The 22,347-nt window shown below is 68.3% G+C and carries 23 protein-coding genes and 1 riboswitch; of the genes, 4 read left to right on the top strand and 19 right to left on the bottom strand.

The window, feature by feature from the left end:
* Positions 1-89: 89 nt before the first annotated feature.
* Both KY389_RS03210 and nth read right to left on the bottom strand, forming a co-directional pair.
* Positions 90-1,118: an adenosine kinase gene (locus KY389_RS03210; RefSeq protein ID WP_219829350.1), complete on the bottom strand. Its 1,029-nt coding sequence runs from the start codon at positions 1,116-1,118 to the stop codon at positions 90-92.
* Positions 1,115-1,777 carry an endonuclease III gene (gene nth, locus KY389_RS03205; protein ID WP_219829349.1) on the bottom strand — a complete coding sequence of 221 codons (663 nt, stop codon included), beginning with the start codon at positions 1,775-1,777 and terminating at the stop codon, positions 1,115-1,117. Before nth ends, KY389_RS03210 begins: the two co-directional genes overlap by 4 nt.
* 223 nt (positions 1,778-2,000) lie before the next feature.
* Between nth and KY389_RS03200 the strand changes: the two genes are divergently transcribed.
* Together KY389_RS03200 and KY389_RS03195 are read left to right on the top strand one after the other, a co-directional pair.
* Positions 2,001-2,657 (top strand): YiaD family glycine zipper/OmpA-like lipoprotein, encoded by a 657-nt coding sequence (locus KY389_RS03200; protein WP_219829348.1) that lies wholly within the window; start codon positions 2,001-2,003, stop codon positions 2,655-2,657.
* A 111-nt stretch (positions 2,658-2,768) separates the two neighbouring features.
* The gene (locus KY389_RS03195) at positions 2,769-3,542 is read left to right on the top strand and encodes a FadR/GntR family transcriptional regulator (protein WP_219829347.1); all 774 of its coding nucleotides are present in this window, start codon (positions 2,769-2,771) and stop codon (positions 3,540-3,542) included.
* Here KY389_RS03195 and KY389_RS03190 read toward each other — a convergent pair.
* From KY389_RS03190 to KY389_RS03175, 4 genes are read right to left on the bottom strand one after another with little or no spacing between them, the layout of a single operon-like run.
* Positions 3,539-4,585 (bottom strand): glycosyltransferase family 4 protein, encoded by a 1,047-nt coding sequence (locus KY389_RS03190; protein ID WP_219829346.1) that lies wholly within the window; start codon positions 4,583-4,585, stop codon positions 3,539-3,541. The two genes, KY389_RS03195 and KY389_RS03190, sit on opposite strands and share 4 nt — an antisense overlap.
* A gap of 4 nt (positions 4,586-4,589) precedes the next feature.
* Complete coding sequence (locus KY389_RS03185; protein ID WP_219829345.1) at positions 4,590-5,525, bottom strand: lysylphosphatidylglycerol synthase transmembrane domain-containing protein; 936 nt, start codon at positions 5,523-5,525, stop codon at positions 4,590-4,592.
* Complete coding sequence (locus KY389_RS03180; RefSeq protein WP_219829344.1) at positions 5,522-7,078, bottom strand: sulfatase-like hydrolase/transferase; 1,557 nt, start codon at positions 7,076-7,078, stop codon at positions 5,522-5,524. The genes KY389_RS03185 and KY389_RS03180 overlap by 4 nt, the downstream gene beginning before the upstream one ends.
* On the bottom strand, positions 7,075-7,812 hold the full coding sequence (locus tag KY389_RS03175) for a CDP-alcohol phosphatidyltransferase family protein (protein ID WP_246587908.1): 738 nt from the start codon (positions 7,810-7,812) through the stop codon (positions 7,075-7,077). The genes KY389_RS03180 and KY389_RS03175 overlap by 4 nt, the downstream gene beginning before the upstream one ends.
* Before the next feature lie 90 nt (positions 7,813-7,902).
* Between KY389_RS03175 and KY389_RS03170 the strand changes: the two genes are divergently transcribed.
* Complete coding sequence (locus KY389_RS03170) at positions 7,903-8,454, top strand: cytochrome b (RefSeq protein ID WP_219829343.1); 552 nt, start codon at positions 7,903-7,905, stop codon at positions 8,452-8,454.
* On the opposite strand, the gene KY389_RS03165 is transcribed toward KY389_RS03170, so the two are convergent.
* The 6 genes from KY389_RS03165 to KY389_RS03140 all read right to left on the bottom strand — a co-directional run bounded on the left by KY389_RS03165 (position 8,451) and on the right by KY389_RS03140 (position 14,018).
* Positions 8,451-9,203 (bottom strand): ABC transporter ATP-binding protein, encoded by a 753-nt coding sequence (locus tag KY389_RS03165; protein WP_219829342.1) that lies wholly within the window; start codon positions 9,201-9,203, stop codon positions 8,451-8,453. The genes KY389_RS03170 and KY389_RS03165 overlap by 4 nt on opposite strands.
* The gene (locus KY389_RS03160) at positions 9,200-10,180 is read right to left on the bottom strand and encodes a FecCD family ABC transporter permease (RefSeq protein WP_219829341.1); all 981 of its coding nucleotides are present in this window, start codon (positions 10,178-10,180) and stop codon (positions 9,200-9,202) included. The genes KY389_RS03165 and KY389_RS03160 overlap by 4 nt, the downstream gene beginning before the upstream one ends.
* On the bottom strand, positions 10,177-11,004 hold the full coding sequence (locus KY389_RS03155) for an ABC transporter substrate-binding protein (protein WP_343222892.1): 828 nt from the start codon (positions 11,002-11,004) through the stop codon (positions 10,177-10,179). The genes KY389_RS03160 and KY389_RS03155 overlap by 4 nt, the downstream gene beginning before the upstream one ends.
* Positions 11,001-12,854, bottom strand: a complete 1,854-nt coding sequence (locus KY389_RS03150; protein WP_219829340.1) for a TonB-dependent receptor plug domain-containing protein — start codon at positions 12,852-12,854, stop codon at positions 11,001-11,003. The genes KY389_RS03155 and KY389_RS03150 overlap by 4 nt, the downstream gene beginning before the upstream one ends.
* Before the next feature lie 124 nt (positions 12,855-12,978).
* A riboswitch (cobalamin riboswitch) is annotated at positions 12,979-13,177 on the bottom strand.
* Positions 13,178-13,348: 171 nt separating this feature from the next.
* Positions 13,349-13,660 carry an ETC complex I subunit gene (locus KY389_RS03145; RefSeq protein ID WP_219829339.1) on the bottom strand — a complete coding sequence of 104 codons (312 nt, stop codon included), beginning with the start codon at positions 13,658-13,660 and terminating at the stop codon, positions 13,349-13,351.
* A 76-nt stretch (positions 13,661-13,736) separates the two neighbouring features.
* Positions 13,737-14,018, bottom strand: coding sequence for a hypothetical protein (locus KY389_RS03140; RefSeq protein ID WP_219829338.1), 282 nt, complete (start codon positions 14,016-14,018; stop codon positions 13,737-13,739).
* Between the two features lie 109 nt (positions 14,019-14,127).
* Between KY389_RS03140 and KY389_RS03135 the strand changes: the two genes are divergently transcribed.
* Positions 14,128-14,394: a hypothetical protein gene (locus KY389_RS03135; protein ID WP_219829337.1), complete on the top strand. Its 267-nt coding sequence runs from the start codon at positions 14,128-14,130 to the stop codon at positions 14,392-14,394.
* Positions 14,395-14,406: 12 nt separating this feature from the next.
* Here the strand turns inward: KY389_RS03135 and uvrB are convergent, their stop codons facing one another.
* The 7 genes from uvrB to sufC all read right to left on the bottom strand — a co-directional run bounded on the left by uvrB (position 14,407) and on the right by sufC (position 22,341).
* A complete protein-coding gene (uvrB, locus tag KY389_RS03130) occupies positions 14,407-16,593 on the bottom strand; it encodes an excinuclease ABC subunit UvrB (RefSeq protein ID WP_219829336.1) in 2,187 nt (728 codons plus the stop codon).
* Positions 16,594-16,647: 54 nt separating this feature from the next.
* Positions 16,648-17,865, bottom strand: coding sequence for an NAD(P)/FAD-dependent oxidoreductase (locus tag KY389_RS03125; protein ID WP_219829335.1), 1,218 nt, complete (start codon positions 17,863-17,865; stop codon positions 16,648-16,650).
* A 103-nt stretch (positions 17,866-17,968) separates the two neighbouring features.
* A complete protein-coding gene (locus KY389_RS03120; RefSeq protein ID WP_219829334.1) occupies positions 17,969-19,180 on the bottom strand; it encodes a cysteine desulfurase in 1,212 nt (403 codons plus the stop codon).
* On the bottom strand, positions 19,177-19,767 hold the full coding sequence (locus KY389_RS03115) for a Yip1 family protein (protein ID WP_219829333.1): 591 nt from the start codon (positions 19,765-19,767) through the stop codon (positions 19,177-19,179). Before KY389_RS03115 ends, KY389_RS03120 begins: the two co-directional genes overlap by 4 nt.
* Positions 19,764-20,264: a hypothetical protein gene (locus KY389_RS03110; RefSeq protein WP_343222891.1), complete on the bottom strand. Its 501-nt coding sequence runs from the start codon at positions 20,262-20,264 to the stop codon at positions 19,764-19,766. The genes KY389_RS03115 and KY389_RS03110 overlap by 4 nt, the downstream gene beginning before the upstream one ends.
* Positions 20,261-21,586, bottom strand: a complete 1,326-nt coding sequence (locus KY389_RS03105; protein ID WP_219829332.1) for a SufB/SufD family protein — start codon at positions 21,584-21,586, stop codon at positions 20,261-20,263. The genes KY389_RS03110 and KY389_RS03105 overlap by 4 nt, the downstream gene beginning before the upstream one ends.
* Positions 21,586-22,341: a Fe-S cluster assembly ATPase SufC gene (gene sufC, locus KY389_RS03100; protein ID WP_219829331.1), complete on the bottom strand. Its 756-nt coding sequence runs from the start codon at positions 22,339-22,341 to the stop codon at positions 21,586-21,588. The genes KY389_RS03105 and sufC overlap by 1 nt, the downstream gene beginning before the upstream one ends.
* Between the last annotated feature and the right edge of the window lie 6 nt (positions 22,342-22,347).

The following is a 22,347-nucleotide window of genomic DNA, read 5'->3' as shown; positions in this document are numbered from 1 at the left end:
GCCGCCCCGTCCCCGTTGCAGGGATGAATCGGGGGGTGCGGGGGGCTGGCCCCCCGCCGTCGCGGGACGCAATCCCGGGACCGATGACCTCAGACCAGCCCTTCGGCCCGGAACCGCGCCATGATGTCGGCCTCGGGACGCGCGCCGACATGGCTGATCACCTCGGATGCCGCAATGCAGCCCATCCGGCCGGCCGCAGCCAGGGAATGCCCGCAGGCCAGCCCATAGATCAGACCCGCCGCGAACTGGTCGCCCGCGCCCGTCGCATCCACCGGCACCACGCGCTGGACGGGGATGCTGACCCGCTCGCCCTCGCGGATCAGGATGGCGTCATCGCCCGAGCGCGTGCAGATCACCGTCCGGCAATCGGCCACGGCCAGGCGCAGCGCCTCCTCCAGATCCTCGACCTGATAAAGCGACTGCCATTCGTGGATATTGCCGATCACGTAATCCATCGGCCCGGCGACCAGCTTGCGGAAATCGTCGCGGTGGCGGTCCACGCAGAACGGGTCCGACAGCGCGATCCCGGCCTGACCGCCCGCCGCATGGCAATATTCGGTGGCCCTCAGGAACGCGGCCTTGCCCTTGTCCTTGTCGAACAGATAGCCCTCCAGGAACAGCCAGCCCGCGCCCTCGAAGACCGCCGGATCCACGTCATCCGGCCCCAGCTCGGCCGAGATCCCCAGATAGGTGTTCATCGACCGCTCGCCATCGGGGGTGACAAAGATGATCGTGCGCGAACTGGGCAGGTCCGACCCCGCGACGGGCGTGTTGACAAAGCGCGTTCCCGCCGCCTCGGTCTGGCGGGCATAGAGCCGTCCGATCTCGTCATCCGCCACCAGCCCGATGAAGGCGGTCCGCAGACCGAGGCCCCCGATTCCGGCCAGCGTATTGGCCACGCTGCCGCCGGCGACCATCCGCGCATCCGCGCGCCGTGCGGATCTGTCATCGGCCTGCGCCGCCATCAGGAATTCCGACCGCTCGCGCTCGACCAGTTGCATGATGCCCTTGGCGATGCCCAATTCAGCCAGCCGCGCCTCGTCGGTGGGGGCGATGATGTCCATGACGGCATTGCCGATCCCGATCACATAGGGGGTCTTGTCAGAGGCCAGGGTCATTCGGTCTTTTCCTCGTAGGGGCAGAGATCGGCAATCGGGCAGATGCCGCAGCGGGGCCTGCGCGCCTGGCAGACATGGCGGCCATGCAGGATCAGCCAGTGATGGGCATGGGCCTGGAAGCGGGCGGGAACGTGATCCTCGATGGCGCGCTCGACCTCGTCCACGTTGCGGCCCGGCGCGATGCGGGTGCGGTTGCCGACGCGGAAGATATGCGTGTCCACCGCCTGCGCCGGATGGCCGAAGGCGCAGGACAGGACAACATTGGCGGTCTTGCGCCCGACGCCCGGCAGGCTGGTCAGCGCCGCGCGGCTGTCAGGCACCTCTCCGCCGTAATCTTCGACCAGGATGCGCGACAGCGCGATGACGTTCCTTGCCTTCTGGCGATAGAGACCGATCGTCCTGATATGCTCGGTGACGCCCTCGACGCCCAGGGCCAGCATCTTCTCGGGCGTGTCGGCCACCGCGAACAGGCCCCGCGTGGCGCGGTTGACGCCCGCATCGGTCGCCTGCGCAGACAGGGCCACCGCCACGACCAGCGTGAAGGGGTTGACGAATTCCAGTTCGGTTTCGGGCGTGGGGTTGACCGCCTGCAGCCGCGAAAAGATCGCGACCTGGGCGGCAAAGGGTAACGCCGGGGGAATGCGGGACAAGCGGGCCATGACCGCCTTCTTCTGGCCTGACGGGCGGCGCGATGCAAGCGGCCCTGCTCATCGCCCGTTTGTGACGTCATTCCATCGCCTTCACCAAAACTTGGGCTTTCCTTCCGCCGGGAACTGCGACAGCGTGACGCGCGTTGCCGCGGTGGACCGGAATCGGACCGCCAGCACAGGATTCGACAGCCATGCCGGACCGGCACGGCCCATCACAAGGAGAGGGAGCCGCATGACACTCCGCGCCACCACCATTCTCGCCGCCTCGGGACTTCTGGTCCTGACCGCCTGCGCCGACCCGGCCATGAACGGCGGCATGAGCCGCACCCAGCAGGGCGCGCTGGCCGGCGCCGCCGTCGGCGCCGTGCTTGCCGGCACGCGCGACGATGACAGCAGCGGCCGCAGCCGTGACGCCGCGCGCGGGGCCATCGTCGGCGCCGCCGTGGGCGCGGTCGCGGGCAACATGCTCGACCGCCAGGCTCAGGCCCTGCAGCAATCGCTGACCAACCCGAATATCCGCGTGGTCAATCACGGGTCGTATCTGCAGGTCGTGATGCCCGATGGCATTCTTTTCGCGACCGGCTCGGCCGCCGTGTCCGGCCCCGCCCAGCAGGATCTCTATGCCGTCGCGCGCAACCTGAACCAGTATCCGAACAGCCGGGTCGAGGTCGTGGGCCACACCGACAGCACCGGCACGCCGGCGATCAACCGGGATCTGTCGCAACGCCGCGCGCAATCGGTGGCGGGTATCCTGGCCGCTGCAGGCGTCGCCCCGAGCCGCCTCACCGCCATTGGCGTGGCCGATACCCAACCCGTCGCCTCGAACGCGACCGAGGCCGGGCGCGCCCAGAACCGCCGCGTCGAGATCCTGATTCGTCCGACCCAGTGATTGCGGCACGCATCGACGACAAGGGGGCCGGCTTGTCCGGCCCCTTTTGCATTCCCGCGCCCCCTCGCCTAATCTGGTCCCGCGACCGCATCCCCCGAAAAGCCGCACCCCATGCCCTTTGAGAAGATCGACGCTGCGAAACTTTCGCAAGAGGTGAGACGCCAGATCGAATGGCTGATCCTGCAAGGCGTGCTGCGTCCGGGCCAGCGTCTGCCGGGCGAACGCGATCTGGCCGCGCGGATGGGTGTCAGCCGCCCCTCGCTGCGCGAGGCGTTGGCGGCGATGCAGGCAGACGGGCTGCTGGTCTTGCGCCCCAATGCAGGTATCCATGTGGCCGAGGTTCTGGGCAGCGCCTTTTCCCCCGCTCTGGTGCGGCTGATCGCCCGCCATCCCCGCGCCGCGGACGACTTTCTGCGCTTTCGCAAGGATCTTGAGGGGCTGGCCGCCGAACGCGCCGCGACCGAGGCCGGGCAGGCCGATCTGGACCTGCTGGACCGGATCGTCACCGACATGCGTCACGCCCATGCCATCGCCGATCCCGAGGCCGAGGCCGCGCTGGATGCCGATTTCCACATGGCCATCGTCGAGGCCAGCCACAACATCGTCGCCCTGCACATGATGCGCGCCATGCAGGATCTGCTGCGCCAGGGGATGCTGTTCAACCGCCCCCGCATCTTTCAGCGCGGCGATCTGCGCGACCGCATCCTGGACCAGCACCAGGCGATCAATGCCGCCCTTCAGGCCCGCGACGGCGCGCTGGCCCGCCGGGCGCTGGAATCGCATCTCGATTGCGTGGCCGCGGCGCTGGAATCGCAACGCAAGGCCGACGAACAGGACGCCATCGCACAGCTCAGGTTGCGCAACCGCAGCCCGAAGTCGGACTAGGCCAGCCTCTGCAACACGCCCGAGACGACCCGCGCCGTCGCGGGCCAGTCGGGCAAGGCCGCCGCCGCCCGCCGCGCTGCCGCAGCAGCAGCCTCGCGCCGTGCCCGATCGGTCAGCATCAGCCGCAGCGCCCCGGCAAAGGCCGTCGCATCATCGGGCGCGACCAGCAGCCCCGCATCCTGCGGCACCGTGTCGGGCACCGCACCGGTGCGGCAGGACAGGATCGGCAGGCCGCGCAGGATCGCCTCGTCAAAGACCAGCCCATGCCCCTCGTATCGGGTGGCCAGCGCGAACAGGCTGGCCTCGGCGTAAAGCGTCTCGAGCCGCTCATCCGGCACGGCCCCGGCCAGGGTGATCCGGTCGGCAACCGGGCTGGCGGCGATCTGGCGCGCCAACGCATCGGCATGGCCGGCCTCCCACGGAGTTCCGGCGATCACCGCGCGCCAATCCAGATCGCCCAGTGCACCCAAGGCCGCGATCAGGATGTCGTGGCCCTTGCGCGGATGAAGGATGCCCACCGACAGGATCAGCGGCGGATCGGTCGGGGCGGGCGCAATCCGCACCGGCTGGACGCCAGGCCGGGCGACGGTGATCGCGCCGGGCGGCACGTCGTAGCGTTCGATCAGGATGCGGCTTGTATGGGGGCTGGGGACCAGCACATGCCGCGCAAGGCGCAGATTGGCGCGCTCGGTCGCCTCCAGATGGGCGGCCTGATCGGCAGGCAGCCCGCTTTCCAGCGCCAGGGGGTGGTGCACCAGCGCCAGGATGGGCGCGCGGACCCGCGCCAGCCCCTCGGTCTCCAGCGCGCCATAGGCCAGACCGTCCACGATGACCGGGCAATCGGCGGGCAGGTCTGCCAGTGCGGCAAGGCTTTCCGCCATCGCCGCCGCATCGGCAAAGGGGAATTGCGGCGACAGAGGCACAAGGCGCATCGCATGGCCCAGCCCCTCCAAGCCCTCGAACAGGCGGCGGTCATAGAGATAGCCCCCCGTCACGGTGGCGATGTCGCCCGGCAGGGCAAAGGCGGCGGGGATCGGGCTCATCGGGTCACCTCTGTTCCGGGCGGGCGCGCGACGGGCGCAGGGCGGGACGCATGGTCGAAGCCTGCCCCGCAATGGCACCATGGGCCAGACAAACCCCTGTCCCGATCAGGGTCGAGATCAGGAAGATCAGCCCGAAGGCCGTGCTGGCCGCCAGCCCCGCCGCATCGCTGGCGCCCGCCAGCGGAAACAGGGCGGCCGCCGCCCCCTCGCGCAGGCCCCAGCCGCTGACCGTCACCGGCACCAGCATGGTCAGCAGGATCAGAGGCACCAGAACCGCGATGGCGGCGGGCGGCAAGGTCGTGCCGGTCGCGCGGGCGGCGAAATCGAAAGCCAGCAGATTCAGCGCCGCCGCGCCAAGGCTCAGCGCCAGTTGCGGCAGCATCACGCCCGCAGGCAGCAGCGCCCGACCAGCCTGGGCCAGGCGCGGCATCAGCAGCACGACGCCAAGGCCCGCGATCAGCAGGCCCAGGACCAGACCTGCCGGGATCAGCACCTCGGCCGGAACGCGGATCTGGCCCGGCGCCCGCGCCGCCCAGACCAGCCCGGCGACCAGAAGCGCCATCAACGCCACCTGCCCCAGCACGCGCTCGGCCAGAACCGCACCGCCCGCCCGGGCAAAGCCCGCCCCCTGCGCGCTGCGCCAGGCGCGCGAGAGATCGCCCAGAACGCCACCCGGCAGGGTCTGATTGACCAGTTGCGCCAGGAAATATTCCGACAGCGCGCGGGCGGGCGCGATCATTACGCCAAGCGCATACCCCACCAGCCGCCAGCGCCAGGCCGATAGAAGCGTCTGCGCCCAAAGCGCCGCCAGCCCCGCCAGCAGCCAGCCCGGATGCGCCTCGGCCAGCCGCGCGGCGGCCTCGGGCGCGCCGATCTGCCACCAGACCAGCCCCAGGATCACGAGGCTGGCCAGCAGCCGCAGGCAGGCCGCGAGAGTCATGAGCGCGGTCTGCCGCTGAAGCTGTCAAGGATCATGTCGCGCAGCCGGTCCATCGGAAAGGCCTCGCTGTCCGGCGGCGGGATCAGGCCGGGGGTCAGGCCCCAGGCCGCAGTCTCGGCCACCAGCGCCTTGGGTCCGATGACATGCAGCGCCACGTCGGGGCGTTCGTCCAGCGCGATGCGCGGGGCGGCCTGATGATCGCCGATGACCAGCATCAGCGGCGGATCCTCGGCATGGCGCAAGGCATAATCCATCACGACCTCCAGCGAATAGGCCACGGCCTGCCGATACTGGTCGCGCACGCGGTCGCGGTCGCGCCAGACGACCGAGGGCGGGTCGCCCTCTTGCGCCATGTCATTGAAAACGCTGCCATCGCCCACAAGGTTCCAGTCGATCAGCCGCGGCACCGGCACCCAAGGCGCATGGGACGAGATCAGCGCCACCTGCGCAAACAGCCGCCGCGGGTCTCGGCCGTCGCGCAGCAGCCGGTCCAGCGCGGCCAAGGTGAACTGGTCGGGCATCGTCACCCAGTTGAAGGGCAGACCCTGATAGCCCAGATCGGCGGCCTCCAGCACGGTCTGGAAGCCCATGCGACTGGATTCGGGCCAGGGCAGCGTGATCGCAGGCATCACCGCAGCGGTGTGAAAACCCGCCCGCGCGGCATGGTGGAACAGGCTTTGCCGCCCGCTGGCCAGGGCCGCGCGATAGCGGGTCTGGTCCGCGATCCACATTCCTTTGGACAAGGTGCCGTGCGACAGCCAGCTTTGCCCGCCCCGGGTCGGCGCGGCGACGAAACCCGACCGCATGGACAGTCCAGCCTCGGCCAGCCGCGCCTCGGCCTGTTCAAGCAGCGGCAGATGGGTCTCGGCGTAAAGAGGCGTGTCGAAACTGGTGCGGCCATAGCTTTCGACGAAGATCAGCAGCACGTCGCGGTCGATGCGTTCCAGCAGACCCGTCGCGCTCAGAAAGGGATCATGCGCGGCCTCCTGCGCAAAACCCGCCAGCGCGCGCTGCGTATCGGCAAACAGCGCAACCCGGCTCTGGGCATAAAGCGTGCTTTCCGCCCGGATCGCACCCATCTGCACCAGGACCAGGCTGGCCAGCGACAGCGCTGCAAGCACACCGCGCAGCCGCCAGCCACCGCCGATGCGCGACCACAGGCCCGCCGCCCACCATAGCAGCACCGCAAGACCGGCCAGCGACGCCACCGCCAGCACGACCAGCCCCAGGCTTGCCATCATCCCCACCGAACCGGCCAGCAGACGCAAGCCCGCCTCGATCAGCGGCAGATCGGCGCGCAGGTTGAAGCCCCGCGCCAGGGCCGAATGCATGGCGATATCGGCCAGTTTATGCGCCGCCAGCGCCAGTAGCAGCACGACGACCGGCAGGCGCAGCCAGCGCCCCGCCAATGCCAGAGCCAGCAGCAAGGCGGGCCATTCCGGGGCCAGCGGGAACCACTGGCCCAGCCCCGGGCCGGGGCGTAGCGGCATGGCGAAGGGCAGCCACAGCAGGCCGGCCGCCAGCAAGGGCGGCAGGATCCGCCCCGCGCTCATGCCCGCACCCGCCACAGGTAAGCCACATCGACCGCGAAGGACCAGACCAGCGCGGCGCTGGCCAGACGCGCGGTCCAGATCGCCAGATCGTCGCCCGCCAGAGGCGTCACCAGAAAGATCAGCGCCGCGATCTGCACCACGCAGATCACCCGCCTGCGCTGGCTGAAGGGCAGATCGCCCCGCAGCCAGGGCGCGACCCGCCCGGCCGCGACAAAGAGGTAACGCAGCGAGCCCAGCACCAGCACCTCGGCCCCGACCGCCGTGCCCGAAAGCACATGCAGCGCCAGGACAAAGGCCAACGCGGCATCGACCTCCAGATCGAAGCGCGCCCCGAAATCCGAGACAAGACCCGCCCGCCGCGCCAGCCAGCCGTCGATTCCGTCCAGCGCCAGCCCGATTGCCGCCACGATGGCAACCGCCCAGCCCGCCGCCTGACCGCCCGTCACCGCGCCCAGCAGCGCCGCGACAAGAGCCGCGCGGGACAATGTGACCAGATTGCCCGCACCGACGCGCTGATGGGGATAGGTGCGGCGCATGATCCGGGCGATGCGCGCGAATCCCGCGCCATAGGCGATGACGGCCACCGCCAGCCCGACCGGATCCATCGACAGGACCGGCAAGGCGCCCAGCATTACGACCAACCCCACCATCCCCGCACGCAACAGTTCGGCGACCGCAAGGGTCGGGCGGGCTTCGGGAAATCGGGCTGTTCCTGTCACGGGCAGATCGCGCATGGCACATCGAACGCCGCCCGCCCGCCCGCGTCAAGTGCGCGCTTCGCCCCATCGCGCCTTTGCGCTATGCTGAATCGGCAGGAGGTCATCATGTCGCATCCCGGCCCATCGCATCGTTACAGCCGCCCGGCCATCTGGCTGCATTGGTCGGTGGCGCTGCCCATCCTGATCATGATCCCGGCGGGCATCCTGATGATCCAGGAGGGCCTCTCGCGCGACACGCGCAATGCGCTGTTTCTTCTGCACAAGAACCTGGGCACGGTTCTGATCCCGTTGATTGCGCTGCGGATCTGGATCAGGCTGCGGCAGAAGGCCCCGCCCCTGCCCGCCTCGATGCCGCGCTGGCAGGTCCGGGCGGCGGGCCTCTCGCACGGTCTGCTTTACGCGCTGATGATCGTGCTGCCGCTTTCGGGCGTGGTCCGGGTCCGCGCGGGGGGCTTTCCCATCGAGATCCTGGGCCTGTCCGGCGCGGGCCGGATCGTGCCGCGCTCGGACGCGCTGGCGGAATGGGCCAGCCTTGTGCACTGGGCCTCGGGGATGATGCTGATGGCGCTGCTGGCGCTGCATCTGGGGGCGGCGGCCTATCACGGCCTGATCCTGCGCGACGGGGTCTGGCAGCGCATGATGCCTTGGCGGCGCTAGCCGTCCAGACAGCCCAGCACCTGAAGGAACGGCCCCTCTGGCGCATCGGTCACGCGCGCGCGGATACCGAAGACGCAGGCCATAAGCTCGGGCGTCAGGACGGTCTCGGGGGGGCCGTCGGCGGCGATCCGGCCCCGATTCAGCACCACCAGCCGCGTGCAATGCCGCGCGGCAAGGCCCAGGTCATGCAGGGCCGCGACCACGCCGCGCCCCTGCCGGGCAAGGTCCGAAAACAGCGCCATCACCCGGATCGCCGCAGCCGGATCAAGCCCCGCGATCGGCTCGTCCGCGATCAGCAGCGGCGTCTCCTGCGCCAGGGCACGGGCGATCAGGACACGCGCCTGCTCTCCCCCCGACAGGGAGGTCGCGTCCCGGTTGCGTATGGCGGTCAGGCCAAGCGCGGCCATCGCAGCCTCGGTCGCGGCCCGATCCCGGGGCGCCGCGCCCTCGCCATGCGCAATCCGGCCAAGCGCCACAACCGCACCCACTGGCATGGGCCAGGCGATCTCGCGCCCCTGCGGCAGATAGGCAGCGCGCCGCGCCCGGGCCATCGGCGCAAGCCCGGCCAGCGAAGCCGTGCCCCGCGCGGGCAAAAGCCCCATCGCCGCGCGCAGCAGCGTCGTCTTGCCCGCCCCGTTCGGGCCCAGAAGGCCCACGAACTCGCCCGGGCCGACCGTCAGGTCGATCCCGTCCAGAACCGCAGAGGCGCCGCGATGAACCGACAGACCGGACAGCGTCATCAGGCTCATGGCATCTGCCTTCTCAACCGCAGGATCAGGTGCAGAAAGAAGGGCGCCCCGATCAGTGCGGTCAGAACGCCCAGTTTCAGGTCGCGTTCCGGCAGGATCAGGCGCACCGCGATGTCGGCGGCCAATACCATCGCCGCCCCGCCAAGCGCCGAGGCCGCCATCAGCCGCCCCGGATCGCCACCCACCGCGCGGCGCAAGAGATGCGGCACGACCAGTCCGACGAAGCCGATCGCCCCCGCCACGGCCGTGGCCCCGCCGACCAGCGCCGCCGTGCCGAGCGCCAGCCTCAGCCGCAGGCGCGGCAGGCTGATGCCCATGCTGGCCGCCACGTCCTCGCCCAGGGACAGAGCGCGCAGGCCGCGGCCCAAGGGCCACAGGATCAGCACCCCCGCCGCCATCACCGGCAGCGCGATCTGCACATGCAGCATCGAGCGGTCGGCCAGCGAGCCCATCATCCAGAAGACGATCTCGTTCGCCGCAAAAGGGTTGGGCGACAGGTTCAGCACCAGCGAGGTCAGCGCCCCGGCCAGCGCCGAGACCGCGATCCCCGCAAGGATCAGCGCCAGCGCCCCGCCCCGAGGCCCGGCCATCGCCAGAACCAGCACGACCGACAGCCCCGCCCCCGCCAGCGCCGCGCCGGGCAGCGCCAGCGGCAGCGCAGCGGCAAGGCCGGTCTGGATCGCCAGAACCGCCCCAAGCGAGGCCATGGCCGAGGTGCCGATCAGCCCCGGCTCGGCCAGGGGGTTGCGCAGGTACCCCTGCATCGCCGCCCCCGCCAGCCCAAGCGCCGCCCCCACCGCCGCGCCCAGGATCGCACGCGGCAGGCGCAGTTCCTGCATGACCAGCACCAGCAGCGGATCGCCCCGCCCGAACAGTGCCGTCAGCGCAGCGCCCGGCGGCAGCCAGACCGCGCCGACCAGCAACGAGGCCGCACAGAGCGGCAGCACCAGAAGCCACAGCCCCGCCATCAGCCTCATGGCGCGACCCCCGCCAGTCGCGCGGCCGCGCGCAGGACATGGGGCGTTCCGCAAACCCAATCGCTGTCTGACACGGCCCCGGCGCCCGGCTCGGCGGTCAGGGCGCGCAGGGCGGGGTGACGCAGGATCTCCTCGGCGCGCGAGCCGCCCGGATAGGGCTGGCTGGTCAAGACCAGGTCGGGCCGTGCCATGACCAGCCGCTCCAGCGGCAGCACACCCCCCTGCGACATCCCCAGTTCCGCTGCGACATTCGTCAGACCCGCCGCCGACAGGATCGCATCGGCCAGACTGCCCCGCCCCGATGTGTAGCCGTTGGCCCCATAAAGCGCCGCCCGCCGACCCGAAGCCGGCAAGGCGGCCAGTGCCGCCAGATCGGTGTCGAACCGGTCGATGATGGCCTGGGCCTCGGCCTTGCGGTCCAGAACCGCGCCCATCAGGCGCAGGTTGGCGCGGACGCCCTCCATGTCGTTTTCCGGCGGAAAGACCGCAACCGGAATGCCCAGCCGGCGCAGCATGTCCAGCGTCACCGGGGCGCTGTAGGCGCTGGCCAGGACAAGGTCGGGGCGGTGGCGCAGGATGTCCTCGGCCTGACCGTTGTTGACGGGCAGCGACGCGGCCTCGGCCGCCATGGCCGAGACCAGCGGATCGCGCGCCATGTGGCTGACCGACACAAGCTGCCCCGGCGCCGCGACCAGCATTGCCAGCTGATCGGTGCACAGGTTCATCGACAGAACCCGCAAGGGCGCGGCCTGCGCCACGGGATCGGCCACAGCCGGTCCCGTCATCGCCAGAAGGACCAGCACCAGGGCGGGCAAGCCCCTCACCAGCGGGCCTGCAGGCCGAGATAGGCAGTGCGGCCCTGGCTCGCATAGCCCCAGACTTCGGAATAAGAGCGGTCGAACAGGTTCACCACCCGCGCCGTCGCCCGCACATTCGGGGTCAGGTCGTAGGCCGCCGCCAGGTTGACGACGGTATAGGCAGGCAGCTCGCGCGTCTCGAAACCGCCCCAGAACTGCGTGTCCCACAAACCCGAGACCCGGCGCAGATCGCCCGAAACCTGCGCGCGCCCCTCCAGCAGCGCCAGGGTGGCGTTCAGCCCGGCCTCGTGGCGGGGGCGGCGGATCTCGACGCTGCCATCGGGGTTCTTCGCGTCCAGATAGGTGTAGCTGGCGCCAAGGCTCAGCACCTCGGTGGCATCCATCCGCGCGGCAAGCTCGACCCCCTGGCGCGGGCTGCGGCCCGACTGATTGCGATAGGAGAAATCGCCCGATGGCGTCGCGAAGAACTCGATCTCGTCCTTCAAGCTTTCGCGGAACCAGGTCAGCCCGACCTGTCCCTGCGCCCATTGCCAATCGACGCCCAGATCGACGCTTCTGTTCTGCTCGGGGCGCAGATCGGGATTGCCGATCGTGCCGAAACCGCCGAACAATTCGGTAAAGGACGGGTTCACCAGGCCCGTCCCCGCCGAGCCCCGCAGCCGCAGCGGCATGTCCGGCACCTGCCACGAGGCCGCGATGTTCCAACTGGTGAAGTCGCCAAAGGCGCGGTTGTCGTCGTGGCGCAGGCCGGCCTGGACATCCAGCCCATCCAGCCGCGCGCGGTATTCCAGCGCCACCGCGTTCGCCTGACGCCGCTGGTCGGGCGCCATGCTGGTCGTGTCGCGCTGACGCTCGGCCAGCAGGTTCAGCAGGTGCCGCGCATCCGAGACGCGCCCATCCAACCCGACCGAGGCGCGGTATCTCAGCCTCTGCGTCTCGCCGCGCCGCTGCGGGCCGTCATTCTCGCTGGCCCGGTCACGGCTCTGCTGCCATTGCAGGCGCTGCGTCAGGCGGCCGTCGAAAGCCTCGTGCTCGGCCCAGAGCGCGCCGCGCAGACCGTCGCGGCGTCCGAAAAGCGGCGCATCGACAATATAGCTGTCGGCATCGGTCGCAGCCCAGTCAGGGTTCTCGGCGTCGTAATCATAGCGCAGCCGCTCGCGGCGCAGGATGGCGCCGACGCGCAGCGTCTCGGTCGCAGCAACATCGCCCGTCAGGGTGGCCGTGCGCGTGTCCAGCCCATCCTTGCCGCCGCCATCGCCCGAATAGTCGAAGCCCCGGTCGTTGCGCGCCGCAAGGCTCAGCGCCAGGCCACCGCGATCGCCGCGCTGCGTGACCCAGGCCGAACCGGCCGCACCATTGCCGACCTCGATGCCTCCGCCATGGCCGCGCCCCGGCTCGGCCCGGCGCGTGATGATGTTGACGACCCCGGTCGAGGCGTTCGAGCCATAGATCACCGATTGCGGTCCGCGCAGAACTTCGATCCGTTCGATGTCTTCCGTGCCAAACCCCGAAAAGACATGCGAATCCGCACCGCCCGAGGCCTCGATCCCGTCGATCAGGACCAGCGTGTGATTGGCCTCGCCGCCCCGGATGCGGATCTGCGTCAGGCTGCTGCCGCTGGTGCTGACCGACAGACCGGGCAGCGCGCGCAGGGCATCCTCGACGCTGGCAAGACCACGTGCCTCGATCTCGGCGCGGGTGACGACGCTGTAGGCGCGGGCATAGCCGTCGGCGGGAACCGGGGTCAGGCTGCCCGACAGGACGATCTCGTCCAGAAGAAAGGGCTGCGGCTCGGCCAGGACGGGCACGGCGGGAAAGACGGCGCCAAGCGCCAGCAGAGAGAATATGGAACGCATCCGGTCAGACCTTTCGCGTGGCAGGCCAGGGCCTGCGGCAAACAGAAATGCCCCGCGGCGGGGCCGCGGAACGGTGACTGTCACCTCTGCGGATCGACCGCTTTCCTGGCACACCCCGCGCCGGAAATGGGTGATCGCTGCGGCAGGTCTCCTGGCTTGCGGGTCTTGGCCTGGGTCCGCCTTCCCGGATCGCTCCAGTGGCGCGATGGACCGTCGCTCGCCGCTTACAGTTGCGGGGGCAGCCGCGGAATTGCCCCTGACGGGGCGCACCGACATTCCCTTTTCATCCGACCTTCGCCGGAACCGTAGCAGCGCCCATCTGCGACGGATGATCGCAACCTGTCAACGGCTTTTGCGGCCCGCCTGCAATAGGGCGTCCTGTCATGAAGTGGCGCGGGGCGATATCATGGATATGGCCTGACAGGCAGATGACCCCCTGCGGGCAGTCAGCGACATGTCAGCGGCTGGCGAAACCTTCCCCGGGACACGAACGATCAATGCGTCCAGGGAGCGCGGCGATCGGTCGCGAAGTTCTCGCCGTAACCGCGCGGGCGGATATTCGTGCGACGGCGCTGCGGTTCCTGAACGATGTATTCCAGCCCATGTTCGCGGGCGTAATCCTCGGCCTGCTTGCGGCTGTCAAAACGCAGGCGCACCTGACTTTGCGTGTCGCGGCTGCTGGTCCAGCCCATCAGCGGGTCGATCTCGCGCGTATCAGAGGGCGGAAATTCCAGCACCCAGCCCTTGGTCCGAGCCATCCCCGAGGTCATCGCGTTGCGGGCAGGCTGATAGATACGCACGATCATGGCGGCACTCCGGCTTTGCTGTGGCGGTCATATCGCCCTAAATCTGCGCCGTTTCAAGACCCTGCAATGCGCGGCCTCAGGGCGTTTCGTCGAATCGCGCGGTCAGTTCGATGGCGCCCGTCGCCTTGTCCATGATGCAGGCCATGCGCTCGGTCGCGCCATGGGGATCGGTCAGCGTCACCAGAGCCAGCGCGTAGCTTTCCGACCCGAAGGGATTGACCTCGATCCCGGCCTCGGCGCCCTCGGGCAGCAGCGCCTCGCAACCCGCGGCCAGACGGTCGCGCATCTCGTCCCAAGCGGAGGGAGACGAGGCCAGGGCCGGCAGGGCCAGGATGGTCAGGATCAGGGCAAGGCGCATGGAAAGACCTTTTTGACGCATTCCCCGGATCTGACGCATTCCCCGGAAATGCCCTGCGGAACCGCCGGAAGCCAGCCTGCGTTCGGTCACGAAGACGAGAGGATCAGAGATGAAAGCTGCCAGCATCACTTGTGCAACCATGCTTGCGCTTGGCGCCTGTGCTGCGACCTCGCCCTATACTGTCGCCGAGACACGTTGCAATCCGGCCCGTCATCAGCAGCTGGTCGGCATGAACTGGGGCGAAGTCTTCCTGCCGCCGAACCTGAGCGTGCGCCTGATCGACCGGGATCGCATCGTCCCGGCGACCAGCAATCCGGGTCGGTTGAACCTGCATGTGGATGAAAAGGGCTGGATCCAGCGGATCAGTTGCGGCTGACCCCTGCCCCCTTCACCGGCCGCGCCTGGACCGCTTGTTGCCGCCCCGCTGGCCCGCCCGCCCCGCCGTGGACCGCCCCGAGGCGCGGGTCGCGGCCTCGGCGGCCTGTTCCACGGCCGATTGACGCGCCAGCGGATCATCCGAAACCGCCAGATCGACGGCTTCGAGCCGCTTGACCTCGTCGCGCAGCCGCGCAGCTTCCTCGAATTCCAGGTTTTCGGCCGCTTTGCGCATCTGTGCCCGCAGGGCGTCGAGATGCGCAGCCAGATTGGCGCCGACCATGGGCTTGTCCAGGCTGGCGGTGATGCGCGACTGGTCGGTATCGCCCGCCCAGAGACCCGCCAGAACATCCTCGACATTCTTGCGGACGGTGGTGGGGGTGATGCCATGCGCCTCGTTATAGGCCATCTGCTTCTGGCGGCGACGCTCGGTCTCGGCGATGGCGCGTTCCATACTGCCGGTGATGCGGTCGGCATACATGATGACGCGACCATCGGCATTGCGCGCCGCCCGGCCGATGGTCTGAATCAGCGAGGTTTCCGAACGCAGGAACCCTTCCTTGTCGGCATCCAGAATCGCCACCAGCCCGCATTCGGGAATATCCAGCCCCTCGCGCAGCAGGTTGATGCCCACCAGCACGTCAAAGGCGCCAAGCCGCAGGTCGCGCAGGATCTCGATACGCTCGATCGTGTCGATGTCGCTGTGCATGTAGCGCACGCGGATGCCCTGTTCGTGCAGGTATTCGGTCAGATCCTCGGCCATGCGCTTGGTCAGGGTCGTGACCAGCGTGCGGTAGCCCGCGGCGCTGACGCGGCGCACCTCGTCCAAGAGGTCGTCCACCTGCATCTCGACCGGGCGGATCTCGATTTGCGGGTCCAGCAGGCCGGTGGGGCGGATGATCTGTTCGGTAAAGACGCCGCCGGTCTGGTCAAGCTCCCATTGGCCGGGGGTGGCGCTGACGAAGATGGATTGCGGGCGCATCGCGTCCCATTCCTCGAATTTCAGCGGCCGGTTGTCCATGCAGCTGGGCAGCCGGAAGCCATGTTCGGCCAGCGTGAACTTGCGCCGGAAATCGCCCCGATACATGCCGCCGATCTGCGGCACGCTGACATGGGATTCGTCGGCAAAGACGATGGCATTGTCGGGGATGAACTCGAACAAGGTGGGCGGCGGCTCGCCCGGCGCGCGGCCGGTCAGATAGCGGGAATAGTTCTCGATCCCGTTGCAGACGCCGGTGGCCTCGAGCATCTCGATATCGAAATTCGTCCGCTGCTCAAGGCGCTGCGCCTCCAGCAGCTTGCCTTCGTCCAGAAGCTGCTTCAGGCGGGCCTGAAGCTCGGCCCTGATGCCCTTGATGGCTTGCTGAAGGGTCGGGCGCGGCGTCACATAATGGCTGTTGGCATAGATTCGGATCTGCTTGAAACTGTCGGTTCTGACCCCGGTCAGCGGGTCGAATTCGGTAATCGATTCAAGCTCGTTGCCGAAGAAATCGAAACGCCAGGCGCGGTCCTCGAGATGGGCGGGCCAGACCTCGACCAGATCGCCGCGCACACGAAAGCCGCCGCGCTGGAAGCTGGCATCCAGCCGGCGGTATTGCTGCGCCACAAGCTGAGCCAGAAATTCCCGCTGGTCATAGCTTTGACCCACGATCATGTCCTGGGTCATGGCCGAGTAGGTCTCGACCGAGCCGATGCCGTAGATGCAGCTGACCGAGGCGACGATGATCACGTCGTCGCGTTCCAGCAGCGCGCGTGTCGCCGAGTGGCGCATCCGGTCGATGGCCTCGTTGATCTGCGATTCCTTCTCGATATAGGTGTCGGATCGCGGGACATAGGCCTCGGGCTGGTAATAATCGTAATAGCTGACGAAATATTCGACGGCATTTTCGGGAAAGAAGTTCTTGAATTCGCCGTAAAGCTGGGCGGCCAGCGTCTTGTTCGGCGCCAGGATGATCGCAGGGCGCTGCGTTTCCTCGATGACCTTCGCCATGGTAAAGGTCTTGCCGGTCCCGGTCGCGCCCAGCAGAACCTGATCGCGTTCCCCCGCCATCACCCCCGCGGCCAGTTCCCGGATCGCGGTCGGCTGATCGCCTGCGGGCTGGAACGCGCTGTGCATGACAAAGCGTTTCCCGCCCTCGAGCTTGGGGCGGGTCACTTCGATGGGACGCGCGACAGGCGCGTTCGTATTGTTGTGACCCATGGGGTTCCTGATCCGTTCGGCTTCAGCCAAAGATGTGCCCGAACGGGACCGATTTCAACCGCGTTTGATCCGCGAGGGCTGAAGTTCGGGCCAGCCGGCCCCGCCATCCATCTCTTCGGCCAGGATCTCGGCTGTCACGGGCCCGAGGGTAAAGCCCTGGTGGCCATGGCCGAAATGCGCCCAGAGATTGGGCTGGTCCGGCACAGGTCCGACCAGAGGCAGCATGTCGGGCATACAGGGCCGGCGGCCGGTCCAGGGCTCGGCCTCGACCGGAGCGCCGATGTCGAACAACTCGCGCGCGGCCTTCTCGCCATGCTTCAGCTGCGGGGGCGACAGGCGCGGATGCGGCGTCAGCTCGGCGGCGGTGGCGATGCGCAGTCCCCGGCGCATCGGCGACAACACGACCGAATTGCCGAAATCCGCGATCGGGTGGTGGGGCGGAATCTCCATATGGTAATGGCGGTGATAGCCGCGCTTGAAGACCATCGGAACCCGCAAACCAAAGCGTTCGGTCAAGATGGGCGACCAGGGGCCAAGCGCGATGATGGCATGTTCGGCCTGAACCTCGTCGGCGATCCAGGCTGCGCCCTTGCGGCGCAGGTCGCCCGCATCGCCGTTCACGATCCGCCCGCCGCGCTTCTGGAACAGCGCCGCATAGGCCGCGACCAGCCCACCCGGATCGGCGCAGTTCCAGCTATCGGACCAATGGGTCGCGCCCTCGACCTCGATCTTGATCGAAGGTTCGATGGCGCGCAGTTCTGCCCCCGTCATCAGCCGCGCCTCGACGCCGAATTCGGTCCGGAAGCGTTCGGCCGTCTTGCGGGCCTTGTCCATCCGGGCGGGGGTGCGGTGAATCTCGATATAGCCGTTGCGGCGGATGATGTTGTCTGCGCCGGCCGCCTCGATCAGCGGGCCATGGCGATCGGTCGATTGCCGGATCAGCCGCCCCCAGGTGGCCGAGGCGCGGCGATGCGCGGCGGGCAGCGAATGGCGCGCATAGGACAGGATCGCGCCCAGCTGCGGCAGCAGCCCCGAGGGCGTCCATTTCACGTCAAAGCCCCGGCCAAGCGCGATCTGCAGCAGTGCAAAAGGCGCCAGCGGCATCGCATAGGGCTCGACCGCCTCGGTCTGGATCAGCCCGGCATTGCCATAGCTGGTCTCGCGTCCCGGCACGCCACGTTCGATGATCGTGACATCATGCCCGCGCGCCTGCAGCGCCAACCCGGTCGAGACCCCGACCATCCCCGCACCCAGAACCAGAATCTCGGCCATCTCTGCCCCCTGTCCGCTGAACTGGGTCAGGGATGCCGGGATCGCGCGTATCCGGCAAGGATGAAAGGGCTTTCTTCGGCCCTCGCCCGAATCTTTGCAAGATTCAGGCGAAAAGCTCGCGGCAGAAGGTCAATCCTTCGATCAGCGCGTCCACTTCTGCCTGCGTGTTATACATCGCAAAGCTGGCCCGCGCACTGGCCGGGACGCCCAGATGCGCCATCAGCGGCATCGCGCAATGCGTGCCCGCCCGGACAGCGATTCCCTTCTTGTCCAGGATGGTCGAGATGTCATGCGCATGCGCCCCCTCCATCGTCATGGAAAAGATCGCGCCCTTGTCCGCCGCATCGCCCTGGACCTGAAGCCAGTTCAGGCTGCGCAGCCGGTCGCGGGCATAGTCGCGCAGGGCGCGTTCATGGGCGGCGATGTTCTCCATCCCCAGATCCATCAGATATTCCAGCGCGACGCCCAGACCGATCTGATTGACGATGCCGGGCGTTCCCGCCTCGAAGCGCAGGGGGCCGTCATTATAGGTGACTGCATCGCGGGCGACCGTGCGGATCATGTCGCCCCCGCCCAGGAAGGGCCGCATTTCGGCCTGACGCTCGCGCCGGACCCAGATCGCGCCCGAGCCCGAGGGGCCGTAAAGCTTGTGGCCCGTGATGCAGTAGAAATCCGCCCCGAGCTTCGAGAGGTCCACCGGCATATGCACCGCGGCCTGGCTGCCGTCCACGACCAGCGGCAGGTCGGTTCCCGCCCGGATTCCCGCGATATCGACGACCGTGCCAGTCACGTTCGACATATGCGTGACGGCGATCATCCTCGTGCGCGGCGTGATCGCGGCCAGCACCTTTTCGGGGGGCAGGCTGCCATCGGGCTCGGGCTCGACCCAGTTCAGCACCACGCCCTGACGCTCGCGCAGGAAATGCCACGGCACGATATTGGCGTGATGCTCCAGCACGGACAGAAGGATTTCGTCGCCCGGTTGCAGGTTCGGCGCGGCCCAGCCATAGCTGACCATGTTCAGCGCCTCGGTCGAGCCGGAGGTAAAGATCACCTCGTCCTCGTGGGGCGCGTTCAGGAAACGCGCGATGATGGCGCGCACGCGCTCGTAATTCTCGGTGGCCAGGTTCGACAGGTAATGCAGGCCGCGATGAACATTGGCGTATTCGCCCTCGTAGGCGCGGGTGATCGCCTCGATCACGCAGCGGGGTTTCTGCGCGCTGGCGCCGTTGTCCAGATAGATCAGCGGGCGGCCATGGACCTGCCGCGCCAGAATCGGGAAATCGGCGCGGACGGCATCGACATCGAAGCTCATTGCGGCATCTCCGGCAGGATTCCCAGGGCGACAGCAAAGAAGGACAGAACGAAGCCAAGCGCCAGAAGCGTGGCGAACATGACCAGAAGGATCCTGGGCGCGCTGGTAAAGCCGTGCAGCGCCTTGGTGAATTGCACCGTCAGCCACAGGAACAGGGCGATGGACAGGATGCCCAGAATGGCGCCGAAGGGGGGCAGGATGATCGACAGCACGATCTGGACGGCCTGCACCATCAGCAGGATCGCCTCGATCCAGACGGCCAGCAACAGCGCATCCTCGAACCGGCCATGCCCCCCGAACATCCGCCCGACCGAGGCCATGAGCGAGGCCCCGACCACCACGGCGGCGAATTGCAGACCCGCAAGGGCCAGCGGCTGTTGCCCGGCCAGCCATCCCGGCTGGGATTCGGCGCCGGCCCCATGGATCTGCATCGAGACCCAGGCCAGCAGCCCCGAGACCGAGACCGCCAGCGCCAGTGCCATCCAGCGGACGGACATCGGCCAGCCCTGCGCCATCAGCCAGTGGGCGGCTTGCTCCGGCTCCCGGAAAGTCAATCGGATCAGGGCCTTGAAGTCGTCAGAGCTCATCGAACACGCCTTGCCAGCGCCGCGATCCCGGCGCCCCAGATAAAGAAGAAACCAGAGCCTGCCACGATGTCGGTGACAACCAGCGCCGGACCCTCGCCGATGAAGCCGCCGACCAGCCCGCGTAGCAGCATGGCCGGCGCCACGGCCAGCAGCGCCCAGAACAATGCCAGCCGCGAGGCCTCGGGCGCAAGCCGCCATGGCGTCGCGCGGCTGAACAGCGACACCAGCGCCGCCACCGCATAGGCCAGAAGCGGCATCATGAACATGACGGCTATCAGCGCCCCGCCCATCCGCGCCTCGAACGGGCGCGAAGGGTCCAAGGCTGCCGCGCGGGCATGAATCGGCGCCTGTGCTACCAGCATGAATAGCATGGCCAGCATCAGCACGACCAGCATCACCCGGTCGGGCATACCTTGCAGGCCCCGCACCACGCGGCGCGGCGCCCACCAGCTTTGCACCACGCGCGCCGCCATGCCCTGACGGCGCGGATGGCTCACGCCCGGCCGCGCCCGGTCAGCCACGCGTCCAGCCGTTCATTGATTTCGTCGCGCAGACCCTCATCCTCGACCTCTTCCAGCGCATCGGCCAGGAAGGACAGGACCAGGAACACGATGGCCCGATCCCGCGGCACCCCGCGAGAGCGCAGGTAGAACAGCGCATCCTCGTCGATCGCCCCGGTGGTCGAGCCGTGCGAGCATTTCACGTCGTCGGCATAGATCTCAAGCTCGGGCTTGGCCAGGAACTGGCTGGCCTCGTCCAGCAGCAGCGCCTGGCTGATCTGGTAGCCATCGGTCTTCTGTGCGCCGGGCTTGACCAGGATCTTGCCCTGAAAGACGCCCGTTGCGCCGTTCTTCAGCACCTTCTTGAAGACCTGACGGCTTTCGCCGCGCAGCGCGCCATGAGTGATAAAGACCGTGTCGTCGTGGTGGAACGGACCTTCCTCGCCATCGCCCAGCACAGCGGCCGCGACATGCGCCACGGCGTCATCGCCGATCAGGTCGATGAAGCTTTCCTGCCGCATGGCCGTGCCGTTCACGGCCAGGGCAAAACTTTTCAGCACGGCCCCGGCCGCCACCCGCGCGAACAGGTGCGACACCCCCACCTTGGCGTCATTGGCGCGCTTGGCAGCGATGTGATGCAGCTTCGCGCCGGGTGCCAGATCGGCCTCGATCACGGCATTCGAGCGCGCGCCGACGCTGCCGGTCTCCAGCAAGGTCAGTTCGGCGCCTTCCTCAAGGCGGATCAGGTGGTGCCAGATTGCATCCGCCTTGTCGAAGGCGCGGCGGTGCAGCACGTGAACCGGCTTCGCGGGCTTGCCCGTCACGCGGATCAGCAGACCGTCGCGCGCCGCGGCCGTGTTCAGCGCGGCAAAGGGACGGCGGACCGGCGTCTGACCGGCAGCCTCCAGCGTGCCGAAAAGCCCCTCGGCCCATTCGGCGCCCGAAGGGTTGGCAAGCGTCGTGATCTCGATCCCGTCCAGGGTCGGGTCATCGGAAGCGGTGGGATCGAAGACGCCATCCACGAATACCAGCGTCAGCTTGTCGCGCGAGGCGAAAAGCGGCGAATCCGGGCCTTCGATGCGGGCGATGGCGGCGGGTTCGGGCGCGTTGAAGGGGCGTGGATCGGTATAGCGCCAATATTCGTCGCGCGGCCCCGGCAGGCCCATGGCGCGCAGCCGCGCCAGCGCATCGGTGCGCGCAGCGGCAAAGGCGCCCTTGGGCAGGTCCAGCGCGGCAAGGCGCTGGTCCAGCGCGTCAGGCGCCTTGGCGGTGCCGCTGACCTGCGGCACCTGCATGTCCTTGACGGCAATATCCGACATCAGCCAGCCTCCGCCAACAGGTCGCCGTAACCGTTTTGCTCGACCTCCAGCGCCAGTTCCGGGCCGCCCGAGCGCACGATGCACCCATCCGCCATGATGTGGACCACGTCGGGCTGAATGTGGTTCAGCAGGCGCTGGTAATGGGTGATGACCAGAAAGCTGCGACCCGCGTCGCGCAGCGCGTTCACGCCGTCCGCGACCAGCCGCATCGCGTCCACATCAAGCCCCGAATCGGTCTCGTCCATGATGCACATGCGCGGTTCCAGCATGGCCATCTGCAGGATCTCGTTGCGCTTCTTCTCGCCGCCCGAGAAACCGACATTGACCGGGCGCTTCAGCATCTCGGGGCTGATCTGCAATTCGGCCGCCTTGGCGCGGACCGCCTTGAGGAACTCGCCCGAGGACAACTCGGCCTCGCCGCGCGCCTTGCGCTGCGCGTTCACGGCGGTGCGCAGAAAGGTCATGTTGCCCACGCCGGGGATCTCGACCGGATACTGGAAGGCCAGGAACAGGCCGGCGGCGGCGCGCTCTTCCGGCTCCATGTCCAGCAGGCTCTTGCCGTCCAGCGTCGCTTCGCCCTCGGTCACTTCATAGCCGTCGCGGCCCGACAGGACATAGGACAGGGTGGACTTGCCCGAGCCGTTCGGCCCCATGATCGCATGGACCTGACCGGCGGGAACCTCAAGCGTCAGACCCTTCAGGATCTGCTTGTCCTCGTCCTCAAGTTTCACATGCAGGTTGTTGATTTTCAGCATCTTTTC

It is taken from the genome of Paracoccus bogoriensis, assembly GCF_019431455.1.
GTDB classification, from domain to species: Bacteria; Pseudomonadota; Alphaproteobacteria; order Rhodobacterales; family Rhodobacteraceae; genus Paracoccus; species Paracoccus bogoriensis.
This window is presented reverse-complemented; position numbering and strand designations above follow the sequence as displayed.

Excerpts from the sequence above, each read along its gene's own strand:
- KY389_RS03210 (WP_219829350.1), bottom strand. The coding sequence starts at position 1,118 with ATGACCCTGGCCTCTGACAAGACCCCCTATGTGATCGGGATCGGCAAT.
- nth (WP_219829349.1), bottom strand. The coding sequence starts at position 1,777 with ATGGCCCGCTTGTCCCGCATTCCCCCGGCGTTACCCTTTGCCGCCCAG.
- KY389_RS03200 (WP_219829348.1), top strand. The coding sequence starts at position 2,001 with ATGACACTCCGCGCCACCACCATTCTCGCCGCCTCGGGACTTCTGGTC.
- KY389_RS03195 (WP_219829347.1), top strand. The coding sequence starts at position 2,769 with ATGCCCTTTGAGAAGATCGACGCTGCGAAACTTTCGCAAGAGGTGAGA.
- KY389_RS03190 (WP_219829346.1), bottom strand. The coding sequence starts at position 4,585 with ATGAGCCCGATCCCCGCCGCCTTTGCCCTGCCGGGCGACATCGCCACC.
- KY389_RS03185 (WP_219829345.1), bottom strand. The coding sequence starts at position 5,525 with ATGACTCTCGCGGCCTGCCTGCGGCTGCTGGCCAGCCTCGTGATCCTG.
- KY389_RS03180 (WP_219829344.1), bottom strand. The coding sequence starts at position 7,078 with ATGAGCGCGGGGCGGATCCTGCCGCCCTTGCTGGCGGCCGGCCTGCTG.
- KY389_RS03175 (WP_246587908.1), bottom strand. The coding sequence starts at position 7,812 with ATGCGCGATCTGCCCGTGACAGGAACAGCCCGATTTCCCGAAGCCCGC.
- KY389_RS03170 (WP_219829343.1), top strand. The coding sequence starts at position 7,903 with ATGTCGCATCCCGGCCCATCGCATCGTTACAGCCGCCCGGCCATCTGG.
- KY389_RS03165 (WP_219829342.1), bottom strand. The coding sequence starts at position 9,203 with ATGAGCCTGATGACGCTGTCCGGTCTGTCGGTTCATCGCGGCGCCTCT.
- KY389_RS03160 (WP_219829341.1), bottom strand. The coding sequence starts at position 10,180 with ATGAGGCTGATGGCGGGGCTGTGGCTTCTGGTGCTGCCGCTCTGTGCG.
- KY389_RS03150 (WP_219829340.1), bottom strand. The coding sequence starts at position 12,854 with ATGCGTTCCATATTCTCTCTGCTGGCGCTTGGCGCCGTCTTTCCCGCC.
- KY389_RS03145 (WP_219829339.1), bottom strand. The coding sequence starts at position 13,660 with ATGATCGTGCGTATCTATCAGCCTGCCCGCAACGCGATGACCTCGGGG.
- KY389_RS03140 (WP_219829338.1), bottom strand. The coding sequence starts at position 14,018 with ATGCGCCTTGCCCTGATCCTGACCATCCTGGCCCTGCCGGCCCTGGCC.
- KY389_RS03135 (WP_219829337.1), top strand. The coding sequence starts at position 14,128 with ATGAAAGCTGCCAGCATCACTTGTGCAACCATGCTTGCGCTTGGCGCC.
- uvrB (WP_219829336.1), bottom strand. The coding sequence starts at position 16,593 with ATGGGTCACAACAATACGAACGCGCCTGTCGCGCGTCCCATCGAAGTG.
- KY389_RS03125 (WP_219829335.1), bottom strand. The coding sequence starts at position 17,865 with ATGGCCGAGATTCTGGTTCTGGGTGCGGGGATGGTCGGGGTCTCGACC.
- KY389_RS03120 (WP_219829334.1), bottom strand. The coding sequence starts at position 19,180 with ATGAGCTTCGATGTCGATGCCGTCCGCGCCGATTTCCCGATTCTGGCG.
- KY389_RS03115 (WP_219829333.1), bottom strand. The coding sequence starts at position 19,767 with ATGAGCTCTGACGACTTCAAGGCCCTGATCCGATTGACTTTCCGGGAG.
- KY389_RS03105 (WP_219829332.1), bottom strand. The coding sequence starts at position 21,586 with ATGTCGGATATTGCCGTCAAGGACATGCAGGTGCCGCAGGTCAGCGGC.
- sufC (WP_219829331.1), bottom strand. The coding sequence starts at position 22,341 with ATGCTGAAAATCAACAACCTGCATGTGAAACTTGAGGACGAGGACAAG.